At 50.1% G+C, this 26,173-nt stretch carries 20 protein-coding genes and 1 pseudogene; 8 read left to right on the plus strand and 13 right to left on the minus strand.

Going from position 1 to position 26,173, the window contains the following annotated elements:
• Positions 1-3: 3 nt before the first annotated feature.
• From M1B78_RS11735 to M1B78_RS11755, 5 genes and pseudogenes are all read right to left on the minus strand, one after another.
• The gene (locus tag M1B78_RS11735) at positions 4-1,278 is read right to left on the minus strand and encodes an ABC transporter permease (protein WP_257940752.1); all 1,275 of its coding nucleotides are present in this window, start codon (positions 1,276-1,278) and stop codon (positions 4-6) included.
• Positions 1,279-1,329: 51 nt separating this feature from the next.
• Entirely contained in the window at positions 1,330-1,995 is a 666-nt protein-coding gene (locus M1B78_RS11740; protein ID WP_257940753.1) for an ABC transporter ATP-binding protein, read from the minus strand.
• A 159-nt stretch (positions 1,996-2,154) separates the two neighbouring features.
• Positions 2,155-2,502: pseudogene (locus M1B78_RS11745) on the minus strand (FtsX-like permease family protein); the annotation flags it as partial.
• Between the two features lie 29 nt (positions 2,503-2,531).
• Positions 2,532-3,779 carry an efflux RND transporter periplasmic adaptor subunit gene (locus tag M1B78_RS11750; RefSeq protein WP_136010680.1) on the minus strand — a complete coding sequence of 416 codons (1,248 nt, stop codon included), beginning with the start codon at positions 3,777-3,779 and terminating at the stop codon, positions 2,532-2,534.
• A 342-nt stretch (positions 3,780-4,121) separates the two neighbouring features.
• The gene (locus tag M1B78_RS11755) at positions 4,122-5,045 is read right to left on the minus strand and encodes a glucosaminidase domain-containing protein (protein ID WP_257940754.1); all 924 of its coding nucleotides are present in this window, start codon (positions 5,043-5,045) and stop codon (positions 4,122-4,124) included.
• Positions 5,046-5,148: 103 nt separating this feature from the next.
• Here M1B78_RS11755 and cdd point away from each other — a divergent pair, with 103 nt between their 5' ends.
• The 5 genes from cdd to M1B78_RS11780 all read left to right on the plus strand — a co-directional run bounded on the left by cdd (position 5,149) and on the right by M1B78_RS11780 (position 11,253).
• The gene (cdd, locus tag M1B78_RS11760) at positions 5,149-5,631 is read left to right on the plus strand and encodes a cytidine deaminase (protein WP_005837423.1); all 483 of its coding nucleotides are present in this window, start codon (positions 5,149-5,151) and stop codon (positions 5,629-5,631) included.
• A gap of 358 nt (positions 5,632-5,989) precedes the next feature.
• Complete coding sequence (locus tag M1B78_RS11765; protein ID WP_257940756.1) at positions 5,990-7,627, plus strand: ABC-F family ATP-binding cassette domain-containing protein; 1,638 nt, start codon at positions 5,990-5,992, stop codon at positions 7,625-7,627.
• A gap of 105 nt (positions 7,628-7,732) precedes the next feature.
• Positions 7,733-8,272, plus strand: a complete 540-nt coding sequence (locus M1B78_RS11770; RefSeq protein ID WP_257940757.1) for a flavodoxin family protein — start codon at positions 7,733-7,735, stop codon at positions 8,270-8,272.
• 32 nt (positions 8,273-8,304) lie between these two features.
• Entirely contained in the window at positions 8,305-9,801 is a 1,497-nt protein-coding gene (locus M1B78_RS11775; RefSeq protein ID WP_257940758.1) for a 4Fe-4S binding protein, read from the plus strand.
• 48 nt (positions 9,802-9,849) lie between these two features.
• Positions 9,850-11,253 (plus strand): aldo/keto reductase, encoded by a 1,404-nt coding sequence (locus M1B78_RS11780; protein ID WP_257940759.1) that lies wholly within the window; start codon positions 9,850-9,852, stop codon positions 11,251-11,253.
• Positions 11,254-11,483: 230 nt separating this feature from the next.
• On the opposite strand, the gene M1B78_RS11785 is transcribed toward M1B78_RS11780, so the two are convergent.
• Together M1B78_RS11785 and M1B78_RS11790 are read right to left on the minus strand one after the other, a co-directional pair.
• Entirely contained in the window at positions 11,484-12,935 is a 1,452-nt protein-coding gene (locus M1B78_RS11785) for a hypothetical protein (protein ID WP_176469188.1), read from the minus strand.
• A gap of 22 nt (positions 12,936-12,957) precedes the next feature.
• On the minus strand, positions 12,958-14,511 hold the full coding sequence (locus tag M1B78_RS11790) for an AAA family ATPase (protein ID WP_257940760.1): 1,554 nt from the start codon (positions 14,509-14,511) through the stop codon (positions 12,958-12,960).
• 528 nt (positions 14,512-15,039) lie between these two features.
• Here M1B78_RS11790 and M1B78_RS11795 point away from each other — a divergent pair.
• Entirely contained in the window at positions 15,040-15,678 is a 639-nt protein-coding gene (locus M1B78_RS11795; protein ID WP_005832241.1) for an HU family DNA-binding protein, read from the plus strand.
• 104 nt (positions 15,679-15,782) lie between these two features.
• A complete protein-coding gene (nudC, locus tag M1B78_RS11800) occupies positions 15,783-16,589 on the plus strand; it encodes an NAD(+) diphosphatase (protein WP_257931499.1) in 807 nt (268 codons plus the stop codon).
• Between the two features lie 275 nt (positions 16,590-16,864).
• On the opposite strand, the gene M1B78_RS11805 is transcribed toward nudC, so the two are convergent.
• The 3 genes from M1B78_RS11805 to M1B78_RS11815 form a co-directional block, all read right to left on the minus strand.
• The gene (locus M1B78_RS11805) at positions 16,865-18,607 is read right to left on the minus strand and encodes a phospho-sugar mutase (protein WP_136010663.1); all 1,743 of its coding nucleotides are present in this window, start codon (positions 18,605-18,607) and stop codon (positions 16,865-16,867) included.
• Between the two features lie 81 nt (positions 18,608-18,688).
• The gene (locus tag M1B78_RS11810) at positions 18,689-20,332 is read right to left on the minus strand and encodes a C69 family dipeptidase (RefSeq protein ID WP_257940761.1); all 1,644 of its coding nucleotides are present in this window, start codon (positions 20,330-20,332) and stop codon (positions 18,689-18,691) included.
• A 167-nt stretch (positions 20,333-20,499) separates the two neighbouring features.
• Positions 20,500-22,233 (minus strand): M23 family metallopeptidase, encoded by a 1,734-nt coding sequence (locus M1B78_RS11815; protein ID WP_257940762.1) that lies wholly within the window; start codon positions 22,231-22,233, stop codon positions 20,500-20,502.
• A gap of 197 nt (positions 22,234-22,430) precedes the next feature.
• Between M1B78_RS11815 and ald the strand changes: the two genes are divergently transcribed.
• On the plus strand, positions 22,431-23,534 hold the full coding sequence (gene ald, locus M1B78_RS11820; RefSeq protein WP_136010661.1) for an alanine dehydrogenase: 1,104 nt from the start codon (positions 22,431-22,433) through the stop codon (positions 23,532-23,534).
• A gap of 372 nt (positions 23,535-23,906) precedes the next feature.
• Here the strand turns inward: ald and M1B78_RS11825 are convergent, their stop codons facing one another.
• The 3 genes from M1B78_RS11825 to M1B78_RS11835 all read right to left on the minus strand — a co-directional run bounded on the left by M1B78_RS11825 (position 23,907) and on the right by M1B78_RS11835 (position 26,155).
• A complete protein-coding gene (locus tag M1B78_RS11825; protein ID WP_257931503.1) occupies positions 23,907-24,854 on the minus strand; it encodes an NAD(P)H-dependent flavin oxidoreductase in 948 nt (315 codons plus the stop codon).
• 76 nt (positions 24,855-24,930) lie between these two features.
• Positions 24,931-25,593: a DUF4858 domain-containing protein gene (locus M1B78_RS11830; protein ID WP_176469316.1), complete on the minus strand. Its 663-nt coding sequence runs from the start codon at positions 25,591-25,593 to the stop codon at positions 24,931-24,933.
• Positions 25,594-25,597: 4 nt separating this feature from the next.
• Positions 25,598-26,155, minus strand: coding sequence for a DUF4943 domain-containing protein (locus M1B78_RS11835; RefSeq protein ID WP_257940763.1), 558 nt, complete (start codon positions 26,153-26,155; stop codon positions 25,598-25,600).
• Between the last annotated feature and the right edge of the window lie 18 nt (positions 26,156-26,173).

The following is a 26,173-nucleotide window of genomic DNA, read 5'->3' on the forward strand; positions in this document are numbered from 1 at the left end:
GTTTTATTTATCGTTTAGTGAATCTACAATTGTCCGTCTTGCCGCCATCCATGCAGGCAGTCCGGCACTAAGCATATTGATGACCATGCAGAAAGCAAAAGCCAGCAGAAATACCCAAGGACTGAACAATGCTTCCATGCTCAGGCTAAAGTCACCGGCCGTACCGACATTCTGGTCATTGGTAAAAAGCCAGGTACGCATTCCCCATACAGCCACATAGCTGAACAACAATCCTCCCACACCGCCAAGCAGTGTCAGCACCAGATTCTCATTCAGAATTTGGCGTATCAGTACACCGCGCGTTCCACCGAAGGCCTTACGCACTCCAAGCTCCGAGATGCGCTGCTGCATCCGGCTGTTACTCAGTCCGCACAAATTGAGCGACGGCACCAACAGAATGATGAACAATGCAATGGCATATTGCAGGTATAGCATCGTCACATCCGGTCCCACGTTAGACCATACATGGTTCACATGAGCCACGATGCCGTCCGGTTGCTCCATGATGTCTAGCTGCATATCTCCCAATCCTGCATTGACAGCCTCTATCCGTTTGGCAATACCTTGACGAATGGTCTGGAAATCATCGGATGTACGTGCCAGTACAGCAATATGAGTATCACCGCCATAACTCCATACCGAAATCACTTCCAACTTATCCGCCGGATACATGCTCCATATTTGTGCGTAAGCATCCTTTGCCGTGACAGAAACATCCTTTACCACTCCTATCACACGCACCGGTTCGCGATTCAACAATAACTGCTGCCCCACCGCATCCGTCGTGCCAAACAGCTTACGTGCCACAGAAGCACAAACCACAACTGCCTTTGTACCTCCTGCACGGTCTTCTTCGCCGAAACCATGTCCTGCCAGAAACTGCAGGCTGAATACCTTCCAGAAACCCTGGTCGGTCTGCATAGCATCCACTTTTACCCGGTTGCTGCCATCTGTAAGAGACACCAAAGCGGCACTGGCCGGAGCAAAAGCAGTACAAGCTTCCACTTCGGACAGCGGCTGTATACATTCTTTCATAAATGCCGGTGAAGGAGTATTATAGTTTTGTATCCTCTTCTCTGTCTTGCTGCTTATATGCATGGCAGAAAAATAAAGGCACCGGCTACGGTTCACTTCCGGTTCCAAATCGGCATACTTCGTTTGCCAGATAATCACAATAGCCATAATCATGGTAATGGCAAACGCCGTACCCAGTATGGAAATTATACTCAACAGCGGATTCTGCTTCAAGATAGTAAAAGCTTGTCTTACGGTTTGCATTTCATTTAATTGATAGTTGATAATTAATAGTTGACAGTTGCTAAGCAGTAATTATTCCACCTGACGTCCGTCGAAGAAGCGGATGGTACGTGAAATCTGTTTGGCCTGCTCTTCATTGTGGGTCACCATCACAATGGTACGTCCGTCTTCCTTGTTCAGCTGATGCAACAGCTCCATGACTTCGGCACCCATCTTGGAGTCCAGGTTACCGGTAGGCTCATCGGCGAGGATTATCTCCGGGTTGCCGATAATGGCGCGGGCAATGGCTACACGCTGGCACTGACCGCCGGAAAGCTGTGTAGGCATGTGGCGCATGCGGTGGCTCAAACCTACCTTCTTCAATACCTCTTCTGCCAAACGGCGGCGTTCTTTGGCAGACACCTTTCTATACAGCAAAGGCAGCTCTACATTATCCAATACATTCAGCGAGTTAATCAAATGGAAAGACTGAAACACAAAACCCAGCTTCTGGTTACGGAAAGCAGCCAGCTCCTTGTCCTTCATGCCGTCTACTTTCGTACCAGCTATTTCGATGGTACCGCTGGTGGGTGCATCCAATAAACCCATAATGTTCAGCAACGTAGATTTTCCGCAACCGGAAGGTCCCATGATACTGAGAAATTCTCCCTTGTTCACTTCGAGGTTTACATTTTCCAATGCCACGGTTTCAATCTCGTTTGTACGATAAATCTTGTTGATGCCAGTTAACTTAATCATAATGGTAAGTATTTAATTGTTATTATTCTGTTCTATTTCTATCCCGCACAATTTCTGCTTCAAGGGATCAAAAACTGTACCAAAATCGTTTATCATTGATTATCTGCTATTTATACATGCAGTAAGGTGTCCAAAAATGAACACCTTGTCCGTTTTCATCTATTCGTCACGCAGGGCTTCCGCAGGTGAGATGACGAGCGACACGAGCAGATAATGCGAGGTGAAATCCGACACCCAATAGCTCTCTGTGCTCTCTACCCAATTCTGTCCTTTGGCCAGCCCTTCTTTCAGTGCATATTGCAAATAAAGCAGAAAACCAGTCAGTGAAGCGACCACGGTCAATACCGTGCCTTCGCCCATCAGCAGGCGGACAATGTCACTACGTGTAGCTCCGAACGACAGCATCACTCCCACTTCCTCGCGCCTCGTACGTGTCTGCAACCAGAAAATGGCCAGCCCCGTACCCACAATGTAGAGCATGCTGAACAGTTTATTCTGCTTCAACAGTTCCCAGGCTTGTTTCCAGTAAACCTTTATCATTTCAGTTTCAACTTATTCTTGTTCTTATAGTTACTCATATCGCTCACCACCACTTCATCACCCGGTTGCAAGCCACTGACCACTTCTACAAACTCAAAGTTGGAATCGCCCAGCTGCACCTTGCGCTTTACAATTTCCTTGTCGGAATTGCGTACAAAAAGTTCATACTCCCCACGTCCCACATAATAGCTGGCATTGGCTATGCGCATCACGTCTTCCTTCACTGCATTCATCACATAGACGTCGGTTTTCAGACCGGAACGCAGTCGGCGGTTGTTGTCCTCATTCAACTGCACGGTAAAGGAGATGACGCCATTCTTCGAAAGCGGAGTAACACTGCTTACGGAACCTTCCAGCTTTTCGCTGCCAATCTTCACAATGGCCTTGCCGCCGGCAGCCACACGGTCACCGTAAGTATCGGCAATCTCGCCTTCCACCTTGAAGTGGCTCAAGTCGGAGATGACGGCAATCTGTGAGCCTTCGGGAACCTGGGCTCCAATCTGATTGTTGATATAAGTGAGGATGGCCTTCCGGGGCGAACGCACCTGCGCGTCGTCGAGCGTACGTTTGGTTTCGGCCAGTGTCTTGCGGAACATGCTGAAGTCCAACTCCTGCACTTGGTATTCTGCAGCCAGCACTTCCTTCTCGTTGGCATACTGCTGCTGCAATTGCTCGTATTCCAGTTGTGCTACGTTGTAGCTCAGTTCGGCTTGACGCACTTTGTCGGTGGTACCCGAACCGAGGCTATCGAGGTACTGCTCGTTGCGCAGCTCCACCTTCATGCGGTCCAGCTTCATGGCGGAGACTCTTATTTTCATCTGAAGGTCGGTCAGCTTGGTCTGGTTGTCGAGTTTCAGCTGTTTCAGCTTGTAGCTGCGCATCTGCTCTTCGTCCAGCATCTTCTTGTAGTCGGTTTCGGCACTCTGCAAGTCCAGTTTCAGTATGGGGGTACCTACATCCACGCTGTCGCCACCTTTTCTGTACACTTCCAAAATGCGGGTATTGATGGGCGAGTTGATGATTTCCTCGAATGCCGGGACCACCTTGCCGGAGGCGCTGACGCTGACTTCGATCGTTCCCTTGCCTACTTTGGAGAACACAAGGTCTTTCTCCTTCACTCCCGTACGCATCAATGAAATGAGTACACTGACCACTACGATACCTGCCACACCGATAGCACCGTAGCGGATGATTTTCTTATTGCGTTCCTTGCTACGCACTTCTTTGGGGATTTCTCTATCCATATCTTTAAATTTTATTGTTTGCGGACATAACACTTAACATACACTAAATCCATGCCAAAATCATAACCTGCTGAAAGTAAGCGGAAAGAGAAAAAACAAGGGTGTCCGTTTTCGGACACCCTGTACATTTTCGGATATATTCACCACATCTGTACCTCCAACCGCTTGTTTATGCAAATGAGCCTCCTATCCTTACCGATCCTGCCCATCCCTTCACTATAGTGAATTGTCATTAAAAGGCTTTTAATACGCTATTGAAAGCCTTTCAATGTGATATTAAAAGCCTTTTAATGACATTTCAGATATATACCCATCCCTATACGCTCCTATAGGCACACCGCCTCATCTCAATCTTAAGCGGTCTCCAACCTCCGGCACATATTCCGCATCCTTGCGATTCATCTTATAAAGGTTCTTCAGGCGGATGCCGTACTTTTGGGAAATGGTGTGCATGGAATCGCCGTCCTTCACAATGTAGACGGTATGGGGCTTGGCAGCCTTCTTGCGCTTTTCTTTCAAGTAGATGATGTCTCCCGCCTCCAGCGTGTATTCCTTATGGAGGTCGTTGTATTTCACCAGCTTCTTCCAGCTGATGCCAAACTCCTTGCCCAAGACCTGAAAAGTATCTCCGTTGCGTGCCACCACATAAGCCATATCGTTGGCTATGTATACCCGATGCGGATTGGCCAGCCAGGGCTTCTTTTTCAGTTCCCTCTCCCAACTGCGGGCATCGCGCTTGCTCATGCCACGGCTGTCGTACTTATACAGTTCATAATCCTCGATAATGGTTATCAGGCGGTTGGCATACGACGGATCGGTAGCGTAACCGGCCTTCTTCAGGCCACGCGCCCAGCCTTTATAGTCCGTAATCTTCAGTTTGAAAAGAAAGGCATAGCGTGCTCCCCGTTTCAGGAAATCGGAATGATCCTCGTATGATTCCCTCGGATGGCGATAGGCGCGGAAACATTCATTGCGGGCATCGTCATCATGCCTCACTCTCCGTCCACGCCAATTGCCTCCACACTTGATACCGAAGTGGTTGTTGCTCTTGCGTGCCAGCTCGCTGTATCCGGCACCGCTCTCCAGCAATCCCTGCGCTAGTGTGATACTGGCAGGTATCTTATGACGCTGCATCTGCTCCACGGCAAGGGGGGCATACTGCTTGATATACTCATTGTAGCGGGCATTCCGGCGTTGTGCCTGCACTGTTGTAATGGAAATGAAAAGAAATGCTATGATAGCAGTCAGTCTGAAAATCCGTTTCATGCTTAAAATGTTGAGTTTTACACAAAAGTCCGTAAAAGAATTGAAATAACCAATCTCTTTCCTATCTTTGTAACATTAATTACAAATTATAACCCCTTGCCTTATGAAAGAATTGAATATCGAAATCGCCGTCAAGATATACGACTATGAAGAACTGGATGCCGCCGACCGCGAACTGATGGATGCCGCCCGCGAGGCTACCAACCGCAGCTATGCCCCCTACTCCCACTTCTCGGTAGGAGCTGCAGCCAGACTGGCAAACGGTATTGTAGTGACCGGCACCAACCAGGAAAACGCCGCCTATCCTTCCGGGCTGTGTGCAGAACGCACCACCCTATTCTATGCCAACTCCCAACATCCCGACCAGGCAGTAACCACCCTCGCCATTGCTGCACGCAACGAGCACGACGAGTTCCTGGAGTCTCCCATCCCGCCCTGCGGCGCCTGCCGGCAAGTGATGCTCGAAACGGAGAAGCGCTTCAAGCAGCCAATGCGGGTGTTGCTGTATGGCAAAAAGGGAATCTACGAGCTGAAGAATGTGGGAGAATTACTGCCACTCTCGTTCGATGCTTCGGCCATGAAGTAACAGAACCAATAAAGTATTAACATCGTGTCTGCAGGAAGTTAATTTCTTGCAAACACGATATTAACTTATTGCCGACACGATATTAATATCGCAAAAAGCCTTTGTTATTCAGTGGAAATCATTACCTTTGCGCCCACTAACCAATTAATTCCACCGATGAGAATATCCGACTAAAGACAACACATTTCGGTAAACATCACTATCAACATGCTTTTTCAGACTGAACGCTGAGCATCACCTATATAGATGTTTAGCCAATACTGTGTTTGTCTGTACCCCTCCCCTTCGAGAATTTCAATTTCGGGGAATGCTTGCATCTCCCCTATCATTCTTACTTCTAAAAACACAGTAGAAACTTATGAGCTTTATCATCAAAGACCTTAGCTATATCCATGCAGATAAGGAAATCTTGTTTTCACACCTCCACTTGAGTATCAACTCCGGAGATAAAATAGCCCTGACCGGAAATAACGGTTGCGGCAAGTCTACCCTCATGCGCATTTTGGCAGGAGACTTGTCACCAAGTTCGGGAACGGTGCTACGCCCCGAACATCTGTACTACGTGCCCCAGCACTTCGGACAATACGACCGGCAGACAATAGCACAAGCTTTGGGAATCAGCCACAAGCTATCTGCCCTGCATGCCATCCTAAGCGGTGACGCTACCGAAAAGCACTTCAATACGCTCAATGATGACTGGAACGTGGAAGAACGCGCCCAGGCTTCTCTCGACAGCTGGGGACTGGACGGTATCCCACTCTCCCGTCCGATGGAAGGACTTAGCGGCGGCGAAAAGACCCGCATCTTCCTGGCAGGCATGGAGTTGCACAACCCAACAGCCATCCTGCTGGACGAACCGACCAACTATCTGGACGCGGATGGACGGGAACGTCTGTATAACTTGATACGACGGACATCGGCTACCGTGCTCGTCATCAGTCACGACCGCACGCTACTGAATCAGTTGCCTGCCATCTGCGAACTCTCCTCCCAGGGATTGACGTATTACAGCGGAAACTACGACTTCTACAAAAAACAGAAGACCCTGCAACAAAACGCCCTCACCCAACAACTGGAAGAGAAGCAGAAAGCCCTGCGCCTTGCACGCAAAGTGGCACGCGAAGTAGAAGAACGGAAGGCCAAACAGAATGTGCGGGGAGAAAAAAACTCCATTAAAAAGGGGATTCCCCGCATCATGATGGGAGCACTGAAAAACAATGCGGAAAACAGCAGTAGCAGACTCAGCAGCATACATGCGGAGAAAGCGGAAAAGCTGCAGACGGAAATGGCAGGCATCAAAAGTTTACTGTCGCAGACGGACAAGCTGAAAACAGACTTCAACACCTCCCATCTGCATACGGGCAAGATTCTGATTATGGCAAGGAACGTCAACTTCCATTATCCCGACCATACAGCCTCCCCCGCAGAAACACCCCACACGGAGACGGCTGCAAAGAGTCTCTGGGCTTCTCCCCTCACCTTCCAGCTAAGAAGCGGCGACCGCCTCAGCCTGAAAGGAAAAAACGGCAGTGGAAAAACAACCCTGCTGAAACTCATCATGGGCGAATTGCACCCCACCGACGGAGTGATGGAGCGTGCCGGCTTCACCTCCGTCTATCTGGACCAAGAATACTCCCTCGTCCGTAATGAGCGCAGCGTACTCCAACAAGCAGAAGCTTTCAACCACCGCCACCTGCCGGAACATGAAGTGAAAACCATCCTCAACCGTTACCTCTTTCCCCGCGACGTGTGGAACAAGCCGTGCGGCAAACTGAGTGGCGGCGAAAAGATGCGCCTTTCCTTCTGCTGCCTGATGATTGCCGACAACACCCCGGACATGTTCATTCTGGACGAACCCACCAACAATCTGGACATCGAGAGTATAGAAATAATAACGGCAACGATACGCGACTACGCCGGCACCGTAATTGCCATCAGCCACGACCGGGAATTTCTGAAAGACACCGGCATCGAACGGGAGATACTTTTGGAATGAATCAGTAATTTAGGTAACAACAACCGTAATTTGTATACTGCCGTTCTCATAAAACCTGCCTATTTTTGCAGCACGTAATCATTTACTAACTAACGATCAACGAATATGAGCAAAAAAGTATTAATCCTCTCCTCCAGCCCTCGCAAGAATGGAAACTCCGACCTCTTGTGCAATGAATTCATGCGCGGTGCCGCAGAGGCCGGACATCAAGTAGAAAAGATTTTCCTGAAAGACAAGCACATCAACTACTGCACGGGATGCAGCGTATGCAGCATGTACGGCAAACCCTGCCTGCAAAAGGACGATGCCGCCGAAGTGGTGGAAAAGATGATTGCCGCCAACGTCATCGTCATGGCAACCCCCGTCTACTTCTACACCATGAGCGCGCAGATGAAGACACTGATTGACCGTTGTTGCGCACGCTACCTTGAAATAAAGGACAAGGAGTTCTACTTCATCATCGCCGCCGCCGAAGAAAGTGTCCCCATGATGGAGCGTACCATCGATGGTTTCCGTGGCTTCCTCGACTGCCTGAAAGAGCCCAAAGAATGCGGCACCATTTATGGCGTGGGTGCCTGGAAGGTGGGCGAGATAAACGACAAGCCTTCCATGCACGAAGCCTACGAGATGGGAAAAAAGGTATAAAGAACGAATACTAACCGCTATACAATACATTTATGCTACGTACCATCAGACTGACCCTTGCCGTCATCTTCTTCGCACTCATCACGCTGTTGTTCCTCGACTTCACGGGAACACTGCATGCCTGGTTCGGATGGATGGCGAAGATACAATTCCTGCCGGCCGTGCTGGCACTGAACATCGGTGTAGTACTGTTTCTTGCAGTGCTGACCTTGGTATTCGGACGCATCTACTGCTCCGTCATCTGCCCGTTGGGAGTATTCCAGGACATTGTTTCCCGGCTCTCCGCCAAACGGAAGAAAAACCGTTTCCGCTACTCGTCCGCACTGAAATGGCTACGCTATGGTGTGCTGGGAGTATTCGTACTTGCCATTATCGGCGGACTGAACTCTTTTGTCGTGCTGCTGGCCCCTTACAGCTCATACGGGCGCATCGTTTCCAGCCTTTTCTCCCCGCTCTACCAGTGGGCAAACAACGGACTGGCCTACCTGGCCGAACGTGCAGACAGCTATGCCTTCTATGAAACGGATGTATGGATGAAGAGTCTCCCTACCCTGCTGATTGCCACGGTCACTCTGGTGGTCCTCATCGTGCTGGCATGGCGGGGCGGACGTACCTATTGCAACACCATCTGTCCGGTAGGTACAGTGCTTGGTTTCCTCTCGAAGTATTCCTTGCTGAAACCGGTGATTGACACAAAGAAGTGCAACAACTGCGGACTTTGTGCCCGCAACTGCAAGGCATCGTGCATCAACATCAAGGCACACGAAATAGATTACAGCCGTTGCGTGGCATGTATGGACTGCATCAACAAGTGCAGGAAAGGTGCCATCACTTACACACGCCGCAAGTCGGCCTCCGCTGCAGTCTCCCGGGAAACCTCCGTGGCACCGGAGCAGGTAAACGACGCCCGCCGCGCATTTCTCTCTACAACTGCCGTGTTTGCTGCTACGGCAGCCCTCAAGGCGCAGGAGAAGAGAGTGGACGGTGGACTGGCTGTCATCGAGGACAAAAAAATCCCCGAGCGCGCCACTCCCATCACTCCTCCGGGCTCACTGAGCGCCCGCCACTTTGCACAACACTGCACAGCCTGCCAGCTCTGCGTATCGGTATGTCCCAACCAAGTGCTCCGGCCTTCTTCGGACTTGACAAAACTGATGCAGCCGGAAATGTCCTACGAACGCGGTTACTGCCGCCCCGAATGCGCCAAGTGTGCGGAGGTGTGCCCTACCGATGCCATCCATCTGACGAGCCTCGCCGAGAAATCGGCCGTCCAAATCGGTCATGCCGTATGGATTAAGGAGAATTGCATCTGCATCACAGACAAGATGGAATGCGGGAACTGTGCCCGCCATTGTCCGGCCGGTGCCATACAGATGGTTCCTTCAGACCCGGAAGACGAAACCTCCATCAAGATACCGGTAGTCAACACCGAACGCTGCATCGGATGCGGAGCATGCGAGAACCTTTGTCCGTCGCGTCCGTTCAGTGCCATTTATGTGGAAGGCCATGTGATGCACAGAACTGTCTGAAGCAAGTTTATCACCCTAATATCCATTTATAATTTCAGTCCTATCACAATGAAAGAAGACAATAAGAACAAGATAAACCGCCGCGATTTCTTCAAACTCGCCGGTGCAGGAACGCTTGCCTCGGCAGCAGCCCTGTACGGCTGTTCGGGCAACAAGAACAACAGTGACAGCGAATCGGCCGCGCTGGGCGAGATACCAACCGACAAAATGACCTACCGCACCAATCCCAACACGGGCGACCGGGTTTCTCTGCTGGGATACGGATGCATGCGATGGCCCACCCGGAAACGTGCCGACGGAAATGGAGACGAAATAGACCAGGAAGCCGTGAACGACCTGATAGACTATGCCATTGCCCACGGAGTGAACTATTTCGACACCTCCCCCGCCTATGTGCAAGGTCTGTCGGAGCGCGCCACGGGCATTGCCTTGAAACGCCACCCACGGGAGAAATTCTTCCTTGCCACAAAGCTGTCCAACTTCAGTCCCGGCACGCACAGCCGCGAAGAGTCCCTTGCCATGTATCACCGCTCCTTCCGCGACCTGCAAGTGGACTACATCGACTACCTCTTGCTGCACGGCATCGGCATGGGCGGCATGGAAGCCCTCCACTCCCGCTATCTGGACAACGGCATGCTGGACTTCCTGCTGAAAGAGCGTGAAGCCGGACGCATCCGCAACCTCGGATTCTCCTATCATGGAGACATCGAAGTATTCGACTACCTGCTCTCCCGCCACGACGAACTGAAATGGGACTTCGTACAAATCCAACTGAACTACGTGGACTGGCGGCATGCCAAAGAGGTGAATACCCGCAACACAGATGCCGAATACCTATATGCCGAGCTGACGAAGCGAAACATTCCCGCCGTCATCATGGAGCCGCTGCTGGGCGGACGCCTATCCCGCCTGAACGACCACTTGATGGCACGTCTGAAACAACGCCGTCCGCAGGAGAGCGTGGCTTCCTGGGCCTTCCGATTTGCAGGTACTTTCCCCGATGTGCTGACCGTACTGAGCGGAATGACGTACATGGAGCATCTGCAAGACAACCTGCGCACCTTCTCACCGCTTGTTCCATGTACGGAAGAAGAGTGTACCCTGCTGGAAGATACCGCCCGACGAATGCTGCAATACCCCACCGTGCCGTGCAATGACTGCAAATACTGCATGCCGTGCCCCTACGGACTGGATATTCCAGCCATCCTGCTGCACTACAACCGCTGCATCAACGAGGGCAACGTGCCGCAGAGCAGCCAAGACGAGAATTACCGCGAGGCACGCCGCGCCTTCCTGATAGGCTACGACCGCAGTGTTCCCCGTCTCCGCCAAGCCAACCGCTGCACCGGTTGCGGCCAATGCAACCCGCACTGTCCGCAAAGCATCGACATCCCGGCAAAACTGCAGGAGATAGACCGGTTTGTGGAAGCGCTGAAGCAGGAAACCCTTTAACGGAGTTATCTTCCACATCCGTTTTCTTTTCAAAGATTACCAATCATATGCCGATTCTTCTTTTTGTATAACTTTGCAAAAAGAACCACGGATAAACGATGAATAAGAAGATTTTAACGGCTATTTTAAATAAGTACCGACCTGCCGGGAAATGGGAGTGCAAGTGGCAGGCGGATATTTACTGCTGAGACATAGCCTTCAATAAGCACGCTTTCAGGGCAAACCCTATTTCAGTAATTCCGCGAAGGAATGTATCCCGCCCGATAGATACGGTCGAAGAACGGTGTCCACTCATTGTCCGTGATACCAATCTGCAGACCGTAGAAGTGCGTACCGGCTTCCCGGCAACGGCGAATCTCCTCCATAAAGGCAGGTGAAGAGTGAGGAATCTTGAAGTCGCTGACCCAAAGCACATCGGCATTCATATACTCCTTGCCTTCTTTGAGCAGGCGGAACGTGGCTTCCAACATACGGGTGGCATCTGTATCCCCGCAAGCTGTCTTTGAGAAGAATTCGAGCAGCCTTGCCCGCTCTTTCCTTACGTCAATCGGATGAATGGAAACGGAAAAGGCTATCAGAAAGCAGTTCCGCCGTTGGCGGTCGGCTATCTCCAGGAGTTTTATCAGCAGGGAGTGGGCAATCTTCTCCGGCTTGCCAGCCATGCTTCCCGAGGTGTCCAGACAGACAATCATCGGACCTTTGGGACGGGCAGGCTTGGTTTCGATGCGCCGGGCAGGCTGCATGATTTCCGATTTATAACGGAAGGTCTGGAGCTTGCGAGTAAGGTATTTGTAGACGAACAAATCTTCTAGTTCGCTGTCAGCGGAATGGGCAAGCTCAATGGGAAGCAGGGCATTGAGGTCGTTGCCGGTGCTGATGCCCAGAATGTCGCATTTGGAGGAGTGCTCCATTTTGTAGACATTTCCCTCGGCAACGCGGATTTGCTCACGTCCTTCGTCATCTGCCATACGCCCCATCTTGCGGGCCACTTTCACTATCTCGGGACACGACCGCTGGATACGCACGATTTTCCGTATACGTTCAAAGTCGACGGTATTCCATAGACCGCTCATCATGCCCCAAGTCTGGAAGAATTCGTCCTTGTCCACCCGGTTCTGGCGGACGTACTCGGGGATGTCTTTCAGATTGGAACGGAGTCTGCGCTCGAGGGCGTCTTTGCGGAAAGCTATCTCTTTCTCCTTTTCTTCGTGCATCTTCAATTGGAAAGCGCCTTCCCAGTCATCCACCATTTTCTCCCAGACTTCATCGTCCGCATGCCCTCCTTCGGTGCCGAAGTGGCTACGATAGAAGCGGGAGTCGAAGCCGTACTTCCGGTATTTGTCGGAAATCTGCTGGAGCAAGGCTTGCCAGCCGTCTTTCCGCCTTGCTATGGACCATTCCAGCACGAGTTTCATCTCATTCCGTTCCGACTGGCTTTTTCTGAAGTTATACTTCTCCTTATCCAAATTCAATTGGATGAACTGAATCATGGTGTCGTAAAAGATACGGGCACAGAGTTCATCACTTAGCACCTGCACCTTGACCATAGAGTCGTTCATCACAGAAAGAAGATAGGCATACAAAGGCTCAGTATCCGTCTCCGCACACTCTCCGGTGGCTACGAAGCGGTCTAGTGCCTGCACGTAGAAGGCGGCGTCATATCGGGTAGCGGTGGTGTTCATCTTCTTCTCGGTTACCGGAGGATTATTCGTCTCCATATCTCAGTTTACGCATGTCCACACGCGCCCAAGCTATTTCCTTGCGGACGATGGAGACGTATTGCGCTACGCTCTTTTTGTCTTCTTCGGAGACGAAAAGGTTGTCGGACAAGTCTCTCACCAAGCGGTCTATGCCGGCGGCGGCAGTGTCCAGTTCCGTCTCATAATCACGGTCGGTGATGGAGAGGTTTCCCAGCCAGAGTTGTTGCTCCTCGCCCCGCTGCAGGCGCCGCATGGGGAAGCGCACACCATTGATGTAGAGATGCTTGTCGTCGCGGTAGAGGGTGACGCGTTCGGTGCCTTTCTCTTTCATGGCGCCGGTATCGGCAAAGGCGCGGATGATAGTACGCTTGGGATTGAAAGGATCGGCATACATTACGCCCAAGGTGGGAGCATCTTTGGCGCTATACTCCTTCAGATTCTTGTAGTCCACGATAAAGATGTAGGTGTTGCCCGTACCATGTTTCTCCACCTGGTAGTAGAAGTGGGCCGTTATCAGCAGGTCATCATCCCTACGGTCGCCGGCAAGGCGGGCCTTGTCGAGAGCTTCGCGCACATGGCTGACTTTCAAATCGGATTTCAGCGAGGAGGCGATACCAGCAATCTGCTTTGTGTGGGGCACGAACAAGGCACGGATAACGATGTCACGGATGGCAAGGCTCTCATCAGGCTCACTCCATAGGCAGTGGTAAACGGGAAGCAAGTCGGTCAGGGAGACTTCTGTGCGGCCGTGGACAAAGGCGGAGGTCTTGAGCAGCTTCACGATGTTTTTCCAGCGGCGGTCGCTGACGTAGACATTACGGTGCAAGTCCGAGTCCTGCATCTCCACGCTTGTCAGGCCCCGACGGATGGCTGTGATGCAGGAAAGAACATCGAGAGGCAAGGTCACGCGGCGTATCTCTGCTTGCCATTCGGCATACTCGCGGTCGGAGATTTGCCATTCGCAGGCAGTCGTTTCCGGATGGTCGGCAGAATCGTCCAGCAGCATTTTGTAGAAAGACTCTTCCTGCTTGACGCAGGTGCAGAGGATGCGGATAAGGAAACGGTCCCACAGAGCTTCCAGCCCTTCACCCTGCGCGGGCAGTTCGTTGCTGGCGGCTACGAGCAGTTTGAGGGGGAGATGCAGTTCCTTGTCGCCGTTGCGGAAAAGTTTCTCGTTGATGACGGTTAGCAGAGTGTTCTGTATGGCAGGGCCTGCTTTCCATATTTCGTCCAGAAACACGACATCGGCTGTGGGCAGATAGCCGTCGATGGCACGTTCATACTTGTCGGATTCTTTCAGTCGGCTAATGCTGACAGGACCGAAAATCTCGTCGGGCGTAGAGAAGCGGGACATCAGGTATTCAAAGGCACGGGCATCTGTAAAAGCCGACTTTAGCCTCCTGGCTACCATTGACTTGGCTACTCCCGGAGGTCCCAGAAGGAGAACACTTTCACCTGCCAGGGCTGCCAGCAGGGAGAGGTTTATCTCGGTTTCTTTTTCGTATACTCCCCGGTTCATTTCGGAAAGGAGGAGACGGATGCGTTGGGTTATTTCCACAATATGATTTATTTGTAGTCAGTACTTATGTATAAAGAAAAGCGTGTAAAGATACAAAATAGTAGCGAAATCAGAGAGATTCTTATTAAGATTCACTATCTTTGGAAAACAAATACACACAGACACGCACACACGTTGTGATTTGCTTTCATTTCCTATATCTATTACCATTTCTACCTGGAGACAAATTGTCCCCAGGTAAGTGACCAGTCCTTCATCGGGTCAGTCCCTATTATTGGGGATTTAACAATCCCCCCTCTTTTGCCGAAAACTAAAACTTTCCTCCCCAAACACTACCCTTCGTATCACAATATTTTATACCTTTGTTCACTAAGAAATAATCGTCCCATACCCATTTCTGTTTCGTCCGACAGCTGTCGGACGATAATTAAACAACCGTTGGACGATAACGCAACAGTTGTCGGACGATTAGTTCTTAGGAAAAAGAAAATTAATTCGCTTAGCGACAAAAATAATTCCCCGAAGCGACGAGAACTGTTTATCGCTATAAACAAAAATGAATATCTTATGAGCGCGTATTACGACCTTTACGAAACGCCTTCGCCCGACGGGAAAGAAGACAAGAAATCACTCCATGCACGTATCTGCCCGAAAAGGACTTATACCCAAAAGGAGTTTGTGGAACATATCGCAACTTTCCAACATCTGCCCAAGAATGTGATAGGGGCAGCATTGGATGCCTGCATTGACGAGTTGTGCGATTTGCTGGCCAACGGAAACATCGTGGAGCTGGGAGAACTCGGATTCTTCAGCACTTCACTGAAATGCTTGCGCGAGACCGACGACGAGAAAAAGAAAATCCGCTCCGAATCCGTCCAATTCCAAAACGTACACCTGCGCATCAGCAGCACGTTCCGCAACAACATCAAGAAGAAAATGACGTTGGAACGTGTACACTCCACTACCAAGAAATCGAAAAAAGTAGTAGAGACCACCGAAGAAACAAGAAAAGCCGAACTGGAACTGTTCCTCAAGCAGAATGTATGTATCAACAAGAACGAATACATCCAGCTAAGCGGACTAACCAGACATGCCGCCATAGACGAACTGAACAACTTCATCCGGCAAGGGTTCCTGCGCCGCCGCGGAATGGGAAGGTCAACGGTCTATGTGCGACAAGAAAAAGACACAGCAAACGAAATTTAGGGGGGCAAGCACAGAGACACAGAGACATAGAAATTAATTTGAAAAGAATCTCTGTGCCTTTGTATTTTCGTGTTCATCCCCCCAAAATAATAAAACAACAAACAATGGAAAAATCAACAGAACCCCAACCCTGCACGCAGTGGTTCGTCTTCTTCAAAGACCAACTGCTGCTGAAAAAAGGATATACAGACAAAGGAGAAATAAAATACAGCGTACCCGTCAGTATAGAGCCTCCTCTGACACCGGAAGCCGGAAGTAATATACACGAAGTGTTCCCCCCCAACGGCAAGCAAGTACGTGCATTCGCCTTGGAACAGCCCGTGACCGAAACCGACGAATGGGTAATGATAGGCCTGCGAGCATCGTACGACTACATCGCGCCAGACGAGTACCGTTCCGCAGGAAAGGCTTTCCAGATACTCTACTGGGACGAGCACAGCCGCTTCTGTCCCGTGTGTGGCACCGCTATGGAGCACCAGACCCCCATCATGAAGAAGTGTCCCGACTGCGGCAATGAGATGTACCCTCCCGTTTCCACCGCCATCATCGTACTGATACGCAAAGGAGACGAAATCCTGCTGGTGCATGCCCGGAACTTCCGAGGAACCTTCTACGGACTGGTGGCAGGCTTCCTCGAAGCCGGCGAGACACTGGAAGAATGTGTGGAACGGGAAGTTTTTGAGGAAACGGGGCTGAAAGTAAAGAACATCACTTACTTCAGCAACCAGCCCTGGCCCTATCCCAGCGGATTGATGGTGGGCTTCATTGCCGACTACGAAAGCGGGGAAATAAAACTGCAGGAAGATGAACTGACCTCCGCCGCTTTCTATTCCAAAGACAACCTGCCCGAAATTCCACGAAAGCTGAGCATCGCAAGAAAGCTGATAGACTGGTGGCTGGAGAATAATTGAAGAGTTAAAAACTAAAAGGAGAAGGGAAAAGCAGATTGCGGAAAACACACACTCACAAACGAACAACTACAAATGAAACGACTCTCATCCACATCAACCAATCGGTGTGTAACCGCAATCTGCATATACTAAACTTCTCTGCAAACGTTTTGTTCATCAACCATCGGGTTTAAGCCTTATTTAAGTTTTCTTTCAACACAGAAGCAAAAGGAAAAGGCGCAACCCCTACGGGTTACGCCTCTCCGAACATTATATACACATTTTACTCTTTCCTATCAGATGCCGAGTGACTTGCGCACTGCCTCCACTTTCTTTTCAGCTTCGGCATCAGCACTGGCATAGCATTTCGGACAGCCCATCTCGCCCTTCACCTCGATATAGAACTTAATCTTCGGTTCCGTACCGGAAGGACGGACAGAAATCTTCGTGCCGTCTACAGTGAAATACTGAAGTACATTGGATGTCTCGGGCATATCCAGCTTGCTTACACCACCCTGAGCATCAGTAAGCTCCAGCGTCTTGTAATCCTTAATCAGGCTGACAGCCGAACCACCTATTTCCTTCGGAGGATTGGCACGGAAGTTATCCATCATCGCCTTGATTTCCTCGGCACCGCTCTTACCGGGTTTCACCACATTCACGGTGGTTTCCTTCGAGAATCCGTATTCTACATAGATTTCCATCAATACGTCATAGAGTGTCTTGCCCTGGTCTTTGGCCCAAGCACAGATTTCGGCCAGCAAAGAGCAGGCAGAAACCGCGTCTTTGTCACGGACAAAGTCTTCGGCCAGGAAGCCGTAGCTTTCTTCGCCACCACCGATGTACTGCTGCTTGCCTTCGCTCAGACGGATTTCGCGGGCAATCCACTTGAAGCCGGTGTAGCAGTCGCGCATTTCAATCTTGTTCTTGTCCGCCACAGCCTTGATGAGTTCAGTCGTCACAATGGTCTTCACGATGAAGTCGTTCGGCTGCATCTTGCCCATTGCAATACGGTTCTTGATGATGTAGTACAGGAAGATGAGACAAGTCTGGTTACCGTTGATAAGCACCCATTCGCCTTTGTCGTCCTTGCAGGCCATACCAACACGGTCGGCATCCGGGTCACTTGCCATCACAATGTCGGCGTCAATCTTCTTGGCCAGAGCAATGGCCATGGAAAGGGCTTCGGCATTTTCGGGGTTCGGAGAAACCACTGTCGGGAAATTGCCATCCTTCACCATCTGTTCGGGCACGCAGTTGATATTTTCAAATCCCCACTCCTTCAGTGAATCTGGAATGAGCACGCGGCCTGCGCCGTGAAGCGGAGTATACACAATGCTGAGGTCTTTCTGCCGACAGATGACTTCGGGGTCGATGGAAATGGAATGAACCATACTCAGATAAACATCGTCCACATCCTTACCAATCATCTGAATCAACTCCGGGTTACCGTTGAACTTGATGTCGTCCACAGTCACCTTGTTCACCTCGTCGATGATGGCTGTGTCGTGCGGAGCGAGCACCTGCGCACCGTCATCCCAATAAGCTTTGTAGCCGTTGTATTCTCTGGGATTGTGGCTGGCAGTGATGTTGATACCACTTTGGCATCCCAAATGACGAATGGCAAATGAAACTTCCGGCGTAGGACGAAGGGCATCGAAAAGATAAACCTTAATGCCGTTTGCCGAGAAAATGTCGGCAGAGATTCTGGCAAACTTGTCACTGTTGTTACGGCAATCGTAGCCTACCACTACAGAGATTTCATCTCTATCTGCAAAGCATTTGTTCAGATAGTTGGACAAACCTTGAGTAGCTGCTCCTACGGTATAGATGTTCATGCGATTTGTACCCACACCCATGATGCCGCGCAGACCGCCCGTTCCAAACTCCAGGTCTTTATAAAAACTGTCTATCAATTCGGTTTTATCTGGATTTTCCAACATGCGTTTCACTTCCGCCTGAGTTTCGGCATCATACGCCGGGGTAAGCCATTTTTCGGCTTTCTCAGTCACCTGCTTAATCAGTTCCTGATTTTCCATAAGACTGTTATTATTTTAAGAGTTAATATAAACTTTTTTGTAAGACACAAATGTAGAAGAATAAGTCCAAATATCCTAATTTTATTCAGGCATTTTATATCTGTCTCCTGTCTGCTTGACATACTCTTCAAGGAACTCCTTCGGGTATCCCGGGCGGATTACGCCTGCCGGCTGGCCAATGGAATTACGTTCGAATTGACCGTTTTTCATACGTTTGACAACACCGTCATTATACTTTACGACAAGAAACTCGCCAAGACGTTTCCAAGTATCGAAGGTGCTTTGGGCAGTCATGTTTGTATAATTGGTAAGGAATGCCTTTGCTTTGGCTGGGTCTTTTTCCAGCAGTTTGGCAGCAGCAGCCTCAACGCCTTCCTGCGCTTCGTTGAAAGTTGTCTCCAACTCTGTCTGAGTGGCACGCACGTCGCCCATCATCAAGTCATAACGGGGATAAACCATATTGGCCACCCAGTTGAAAATCCAGAAAGCGGAGTTCCAGGAGAAAGTGATGTAATCGGCGCCGTCCACGCGGGTGTAGCACACAGGAACCTTGTCCGTACAGCAATATACGGGCGTAAATACCGTCATGTTGGCATCATCCGTGCCGAACCACAGTACTCCACCGATAGGGTCGGGCAACTCGGAGCGCATCTGTGCCACGAATACGAAACCACTCTGCTGAGTGGAGATGGGACGCTCATTGAAGTATTCCTGGTCGCCCACCTTGAAAGAGAGTGGAGAAAGACGGTACGGGGTATGATACGGGCCTGCGCCGAAATCTTTGCTGATATCGAGAGGAGTACCTTCATAATGATCGCGCATGGCGTTCTTCACATCCTGCACGGAAACCTTGCGGTTGGGTTTCACAAACAAGGGCATCGGAGTGTTCGTCTCGCCTAATATATAAGGCAGGAACTCGTTACCGCGGTCGGTAAACATATTGAAATAGCTCCATACACGGGCCTCGCAATAGCGACGGGCTCCAAAATCGAGCGGAGCGTAGGCATCGGCAAAACTGAAATCCTTATTCACACCATCAAAGTAACCCTTCTCACGTGCAAAGGAGATGACGTCGGCAGAGTACATGCAGTTTTCCTTGTCGTTCATGTTGAACTGATGAATACGGCTTTGGTTGGCATGAGCGGAGATACAATCGTCAGGCACACGGACAGCTACCCATACGGCACCACGCACACCGGGTCCTTTGCCAATCATCTCCATAATCCATATCTCGTTGGGGTCGGCAATGGTGAAGGATTCTCCACTACTGTAATAGCCATATTCCTGCACCAATTCCGTCATCACCTTGATAGCCTCGCGAGCAGTGCGTGAACGTTGCAGTCCGAGATAAATCAAGCTACCGTAGTCGATAATACCGGTAGTGTCTACCAGTTCGGGGCGTCCGCCGAATGTCGTCTCACCGATAGTGAGCTGGAATTCGTTCATATTGCCGATGACGTTGTACGTCTGGCGGGCCTGTTCTATCTGCCCGAGGTATTTGCCGGTATCCCACTCGTGTATGTCAATCAGCGTGCCTTTTTTGTGCATGCCGGCCGGATAATGATATAACTCGCCGAACAAGCCATAGGAATCGGCAGAATAGGAAACAATGGTAGAACCGTCCGCGGAGGCGTTCTTGCCCACGATAAGATTGGTGCAGGCCAGCGCATTCGCCACGGCTACCACAACAAACAAGACGGAAAGAGTCAGTCTTTTACTTTTCATACTTCTAATAAATTAAGGCCTCACTCCCGTCCCCTCTCCGAAAGAGAGGGGAGAAGAAAATGATAGCTTGTTACACATATTTTTATTACACTTATTTATTACACTATATATAGCAAAAGTAACTTCCGACCTCCCCTCCCTACGAAGGAGGGGTCGGGGGAGAGGCTTTACCATACAAAATCAAACTGTTCGGTGGTACAGTTGCCACAGCCATCCGTCACCGTCATCTCCACCACATGCTTGCCGCCTTTCTCCACATGTTTCGGGTCGAGCTCGCACACCAGGTTACCACTGATGGAGTTGGGCTTTCCAAACAAGGCATATTTTCCGTCAATCGTACCCCGATAGGTGTTGATGCCGGTTTCCTTGTCCTTGGCCTTGAAGATGATTTTTCCCGTACGTCCCCATTGGGCTTGGTTCACGGGAGTTATCACCGGTGGAACCGTATCCACTGCCACGGTATAAGTCCCCAAATCCCGTATACGCACTTTCATGACACCATCCTCATACTTACCGCCGATACGGTATTTTCCACCGCGCGCCGTCACGCCCGCCACATAATATTTGGCCATATCCTCTACCGGACGTCGGCGCAAGCCGATACGTAAATCACAGGCACCGTGCATAGGAATACGGGTATCGTTCAATTGATAGGTGAAAGCTATGTCACCGCTATCAGCCCGCACAGAATAGTTCAACAGGACGTTATCGTAGAGCATTCCTTTCGGAATGACCAATTCTAACCCCGGTTCCTGCAGATAGTTCACCTTGTCCCATTTGAGTGCGTATTTCTCACGATGTTCCACCGGAGCAATTGTCGTCTTCTGCCCCTGCACCGTGAAGCGAACCTTGGAGGTATTTCCCAGCGCATCGCTCAGCGTATAGACAAACCGATAAGGGCGTTCTTCGTTGATTTCCACCAGTCCGCGATTGCCGTTGGATGCCTGCAGCATGCGCAGGCGGTTGCCCGGCTCTATAAAAGACTTCATATACTGACCTTGCGTCCACGAATTGATATATCGGTTTTCCTCGTATGCAAAGCGGTCTACCGTACTGCGGAAGACTTCCTCGCCGTCCACTTCGAGAATCACCGTCTTCACGCCATATTTATTCTGCACTCCGTCCATATAATCGTAGGCACGGATACCTGCACCAATCAGTCCCCAGGCGGTAATGGGTTTCGTTGGATGTGCCGGAAAAGCCCGTCGCGTCTGCTTGCCCTCCACCACTCCTTTTCCCGGCTGGGGAAACAGCATGATACCTTCGGCACGCGGAGCAGTCTTGTCCTTCACCTTGTCCATGAAGAAAGGCAGCGGGTCTATATATTCGTCCGTAGCCGTCTCTATCATATCCAGATGCAGGTGCGGACCGAAAGAGTATCCGGTGTTTCCGCTTAAAGCTATTATCTGACCGGCCTTCACGGGATATTCGCCCAAGATATGCACCCCGAGATTATTACTGCCTCTATCTCTATCGTCTCCCTCATCTGACACGGGAGCAGGCTCGGGAATTATCTCTACTTCCCAGCTTTCCTTTTCGTACTGAAGAGCCTTCACTCGCTTTGCCACTTCACCCACAAAGGCGCTAAGATGACGGTAGATGGCGGTATAGCCGTTATCATACATCACATCGAGCACATAGCCTGAGCCGTGGGTGACGCGGATACGCGAAATATATCCGTCTGCCAAGGCGCGTACCGCCTTGCCTATGGTGCCGCCGGTCTTGAAATCCAGTCCGCCATGAAAATGGTTGGCACGTATCTCGCCGAAGTTACCGGAAAAAATGATGGGAAAATCAAAAGGCGGGATGAAGGAGGGCTTGTCTGTATCGGTTTCTTGGGCATAACCGCTTTGCACACTACCAATAAAGAACAAAAGAAAGAAAAATATAGGATATTTCATATTTTGTAGGGTCAATATTATTTTAAATGCATGCAAATATAAAAAGAATAGTTCTCTCTACCTACAGAAAGCTACAATTATCATTGATTAGAACATACATAAAAATCCTGTTGAAGAACATAGATGCACCGATAACACCCAAGCCGGGAAATCGCTATATTGCGCCATGTTTAACCCCCAATTAAAACTTTAAGGTTATGATTATCGGAGTACCCAAAGAAATCAAGAACAACGAGAACCGTGTGGGCATGACCCCTGCCGGAGTAGCCGAGTTGGTGAAAAAAGGTCATACGGTGTATGTGCAGGCCACGGCAGGCGCAAACAGCGGTTTCTCCGACGATGACTACATCGCCGTAGGTGCAAAGACTTTACCGACCATTGAAGACACGTATGCCGTAGCCGACATGATTGTCAAGGTAAAGGAACCTATTGCACCGGAGTACAAACTGATTAAAAAGGGACAAGTGGTATTTACCTATTTCCACTTTGCCGCCGATAAATTACTGACCGAAGCCATGATTGAAAGCGGTGCTGTCTGCATCGCCTACGAAACCGTGGAAAAGGAAGACCACTCACTTCCGCTACTTACTCCCATGAGCGAGGTGGCAGGACGTATGGCTACGCAAGTAGGAGCCCGCTTCCTTGAAAAGCCACAAGGCGGCAAGGGAAAACTGATGGGCGGCGTGACGGGTGTACGCCCCGCGCGCGTACTTATCCTTGGAGGTGGTATCGTGGGCACCAATGCCGCACAGATAGCTGCCGGAATGGGCGCCGAAGTGCTGATTACAGACATCAATCTCCCCCGTCTGCGCTACCTGAGCGAAGTGATGCCGAAAAACGTAAAGACACTCTATTCTTCCACTCATAACATCATAATGGAATTACCGAACATCGACTTGGTAATCGGTTCCGTACTCATTCCCGGTGACAAGACCCCACATCTCATCACCCGGGAAATGCTGAAGATGATGAAACCCGGCACCGTACTCGTGGACGTAGCTATCGACCAGGGTGGTTGTTTTGAAACCTCCCACCCTACCACGCACAGCGACCCTACCTACATTGTGGACGGAATTGTGCACTACGCCGTTGCCAATATCCCCGGCGCCGTTCCCTTCACCTCAACCATGGCGCTGACAAATGCCACCCTGCCCTACACCGTTGCTCTGGCATGCAAAGGCTGGCGACAAGCCTGCAAGGACGACCCGGCCCTGGCGTTGGGATTGAACATAGTGGAAGGCAAGGTAACATACAAAGCCGTAGCCGACGTCTTCGGGTTGAAATATGAACCGGAAAAATAGGAAAAAGAGAACTTTGACACATTTTCTTCTTTCTCCCGCCACATAGCGAGCAGTGTAATGCAAAGATTGAAAATGAACGGAGATTTCTTGGAACTAGTGTGGAACAAGGTCTGAAAGAAGTCTGTAATGAATAGAGACATGAGCTTCTCTTTTTAGTTATGAGTTATAGGTTATGAGTTATTTGCTGGCAGGCACTGTAATCAGCAAACAACTTATAACTTATAACTCTATAATGGATTTCTTTATTAGAAAAATTTAAAAACAACGACCGTCTGCGCGTCTCCTAAATACCGGACTTATAATATCAATGATTCTCTATACCGAGTCAAAAATACGAAAAGACTTATGTATAATTATCTTGTCACCGTTTTTTCAGAACGCTTCCCGCATCCTCTCCCACGCCTTTCTGCTCTCCTCTACCAACTCTTGCACGACCGACGCCACAGATTGCACTCCCTTTCCATGCAGCAAAGCGGATACCTGCCCTATTTCCAGTTCCCCTTCTTCCAGGTCACCTTCAAAAATACCACGTTTGGCACGGCCACGCCCTAAAAGGCTACGAAGTTCTTCCTCTGAAGCTCCCACAGCTTCAGCAGCCTCTACGGCACTGCGGAAGTTATTGCGCGCCAGACGTACCGGAGCTAATTTCCTCAAAAGCAGACGAGTATCCCCTTCTTCCAAATGCAAGCAGTAATCCTTGAACACCTCGCTTGCAGAACTCTCTGCTGTCAAGGCAAAGCGTGTACCAATCTGTACAGCTTCTGCCCCCAACACCTGGGCAGCCAGCATGGCCTCGCCCGTTGCAATGCCGCCGGCGGCAATCAGAGGAAGTGTAGTAACTGCACGTACAGCAGGTATCAGGCACAGAGTGGTAGTCTCCTCCCTCCCATTATGCCCACCGGCTTCGAAGCCCTCGGCAACTATTGCATCGACGCCCGCCTCTTCAGCCTTCACGGCAAAACGCGAGGACGAAACAACATGCACCACCGTGATGCCACGCTCGTGCAACCACCCAGTCCATTTCTTAGGGCTGCCGGCAGATGTAAATACAATCTTCACTCCCTCGTCGACCACAATCTGCATTATCTCTTCTATTTGAGGATACATCAAAGGAATATTCACACCAAAAGCGTGATGCGTAGCCTCACGGCATTTCCTGATATGCTCCCGCAACGTTTCGGGGTGCATCGAACCTGCACCGAGCAAGCCCAACCCTCCCGCATTACTTACAGCAGCAGCAAGTCTCCAGCCGCTACACCACACCATGCCACCTTGAATTATCGGATATCTTATTCCGAATAGAGAAGTCAATCTGTTCATTCTTACTTTTTTTAAAAGTTACTGATGAAAACAAGAAGAGGAGAAAGAAAGTTCAAAATCTGACAAAAGTAATAAATTACTGTTTTCCCGAAACTGTTATCGAGTCACCATACGCCTTCAATACTTCCAGCGTACGGGCACGGCGCTTCCGGCCTTTGAAATTCCAAAACTCACGGGTAAAAGGCACCATCAGGTCTAGCCCGGATATTCCTACACCACCGATACGCTGCCAACCGCCCACAGCCATATTATTGGCACGCTCCGTCACCCGGTAACGCAGACCGGTTGCCTCAATCTGCTCCACCGTCTCACGCAGACCGGCATCAAACGGATGTTTAGCCCAGTTCGTGGGAATCGTCAGAATCTTAAGCGCATAGAATTCGTCTCCCCGCCACGTATCTTTGTCTACCTTTATTTTTTTCTGATAAATAGGATCCCAATTATATTTGGTATTGGCCGTATAGGGACGCAGGGTAAGTACCACTTTCTTCTCGGGTGCTTTCGGCATGACGGGCAATGAATTATCAAAATCCATCCACGACTTGTCCATCACCGCTTTCGGACTGCCCAGGGAATTATTCATTTCCAATTCTTGCAATGCCTCCGGATTCAGTTTTATCTCCCCCTCGCCCTTCAGCAACCGGTTCAGCCTCAACGAGTCCTGAGAGGTCCAGTTTTGGGCATAGCAAGGGAAGGCTACTGCACAGAGCAGCCCCCAAACAAGTATAAACTTTCTCATAAAATCACCACCACATATATCCGCTACCACAAAGCGGTTCGTCATAACAGGGGTCAATCGTCCACATAGTCCGTGGATACTTACGGGTTTCCCACCAGCGGCGGTAGCGCGAAGCGGCATCCAGCACCTCTTCGTCCGAAAGGAAATAGATACCTTCATAATTCTCCGCATCCGTATGTACCATCTTGCATCCCATCGAAGCATTATTCCCGAGGCGGATAGTCTCTACCGTCCACAAGATGCATTCGCCCAGACGCAGCTTGCCGCCTGCCGAATAGGACACCGGAGCCAGAGGAAAAGCGGGAATGGCCGTCAAGTCCTCGGCATACTTCAGCAATTCCTCTATATCTTCGGAAGTGAACTTGGGCATGTTACTCAACCCATCCGGACTCTGAGTAGAATATTTGCCAGCCTTCAACTGCTTGACAAACAAGCCTACATCCGGATGGTTGTAGTCCAACGTCTCTTTGTTGCAAGAGCCCAAAGAGAGAACAGAAAGAGTAAAGAATACAAGCAGCATAGTCTGCCCGGATATATGTAATTTATTGCATAGAGTCTTCATATTTGCATGATATTTAAG

It is taken from the genome of Bacteroides muris (ex Fokt et al. 2023), assembly GCF_024704895.1.
In the GTDB taxonomy this organism is placed as follows: domain Bacteria; phylum Bacteroidota; class Bacteroidia; order Bacteroidales; family Bacteroidaceae; genus Bacteroides; species Bacteroides muris.

Bases quoted from the DNA above. Each gene is read 5' to 3' on its own strand.
- M1B78_RS11830 (WP_176469316.1), bottom strand. From the start codon at position 25,593: ATGAGAAAGTTTATACTTGTTTGGGGGCTGCTCTGTGCAGTAGCCTTC.
- M1B78_RS11815 (WP_257940762.1), bottom strand. From the start codon at position 22,233: ATGAAATATCCTATATTTTTCTTTCTTTTGTTCTTTATTGGTAGTGTG.
- M1B78_RS11795 (WP_005832241.1), top strand. From the start codon at position 15,040: ATGAGCGCGTATTACGACCTTTACGAAACGCCTTCGCCCGACGGGAAA.
- M1B78_RS11810 (WP_257940761.1), bottom strand. From the start codon at position 20,332: ATGAAAAGTAAAAGACTGACTCTTTCCGTCTTGTTTGTTGTGGTAGCC.
- M1B78_RS11780 (WP_257940759.1), top strand. From the start codon at position 9,850: ATGAAAGAAGACAATAAGAACAAGATAAACCGCCGCGATTTCTTCAAA.
- cdd (WP_005837423.1), top strand. From the start codon at position 5,149: ATGAAAGAATTGAATATCGAAATCGCCGTCAAGATATACGACTATGAA.
- M1B78_RS11835 (WP_257940763.1), bottom strand. From the start codon at position 26,155: ATGAAGACTCTATGCAATAAATTACATATATCCGGGCAGACTATGCTG.
- nudC (WP_257931499.1), top strand. From the start codon at position 15,783: ATGGAAAAATCAACAGAACCCCAACCCTGCACGCAGTGGTTCGTCTTC.
- M1B78_RS11765 (WP_257940756.1), top strand. From the start codon at position 5,990: ATGAGCTTTATCATCAAAGACCTTAGCTATATCCATGCAGATAAGGAA.
- M1B78_RS11755 (WP_257940754.1), bottom strand. From the start codon at position 5,045: ATGAAACGGATTTTCAGACTGACTGCTATCATAGCATTTCTTTTCATT.
- M1B78_RS11785 (WP_176469188.1), bottom strand. From the start codon at position 12,935: ATGAACACCACCGCTACCCGATATGACGCCGCCTTCTACGTGCAGGCA.
- ald (WP_136010661.1), top strand. From the start codon at position 22,431: ATGATTATCGGAGTACCCAAAGAAATCAAGAACAACGAGAACCGTGTG.
- M1B78_RS11770 (WP_257940757.1), top strand. From the start codon at position 7,733: ATGAGCAAAAAAGTATTAATCCTCTCCTCCAGCCCTCGCAAGAATGGA.
- M1B78_RS11775 (WP_257940758.1), top strand. From the start codon at position 8,305: ATGCTACGTACCATCAGACTGACCCTTGCCGTCATCTTCTTCGCACTC.
- M1B78_RS11805 (WP_136010663.1), bottom strand. From the start codon at position 18,607: ATGGAAAATCAGGAACTGATTAAGCAGGTGACTGAGAAAGCCGAAAAA.
- M1B78_RS11735 (WP_257940752.1), bottom strand. From the start codon at position 1,278: ATGCAAACCGTAAGACAAGCTTTTACTATCTTGAAGCAGAATCCGCTG.
- M1B78_RS11825 (WP_257931503.1), bottom strand. From the start codon at position 24,854: ATGAACAGATTGACTTCTCTATTCGGAATAAGATATCCGATAATTCAA.
- M1B78_RS11750 (WP_136010680.1), bottom strand. From the start codon at position 3,779: ATGGATAGAGAAATCCCCAAAGAAGTGCGTAGCAAGGAACGCAATAAG.
- M1B78_RS11740 (WP_257940753.1), bottom strand. From the start codon at position 1,995: ATGATTAAGTTAACTGGCATCAACAAGATTTATCGTACAAACGAGATT.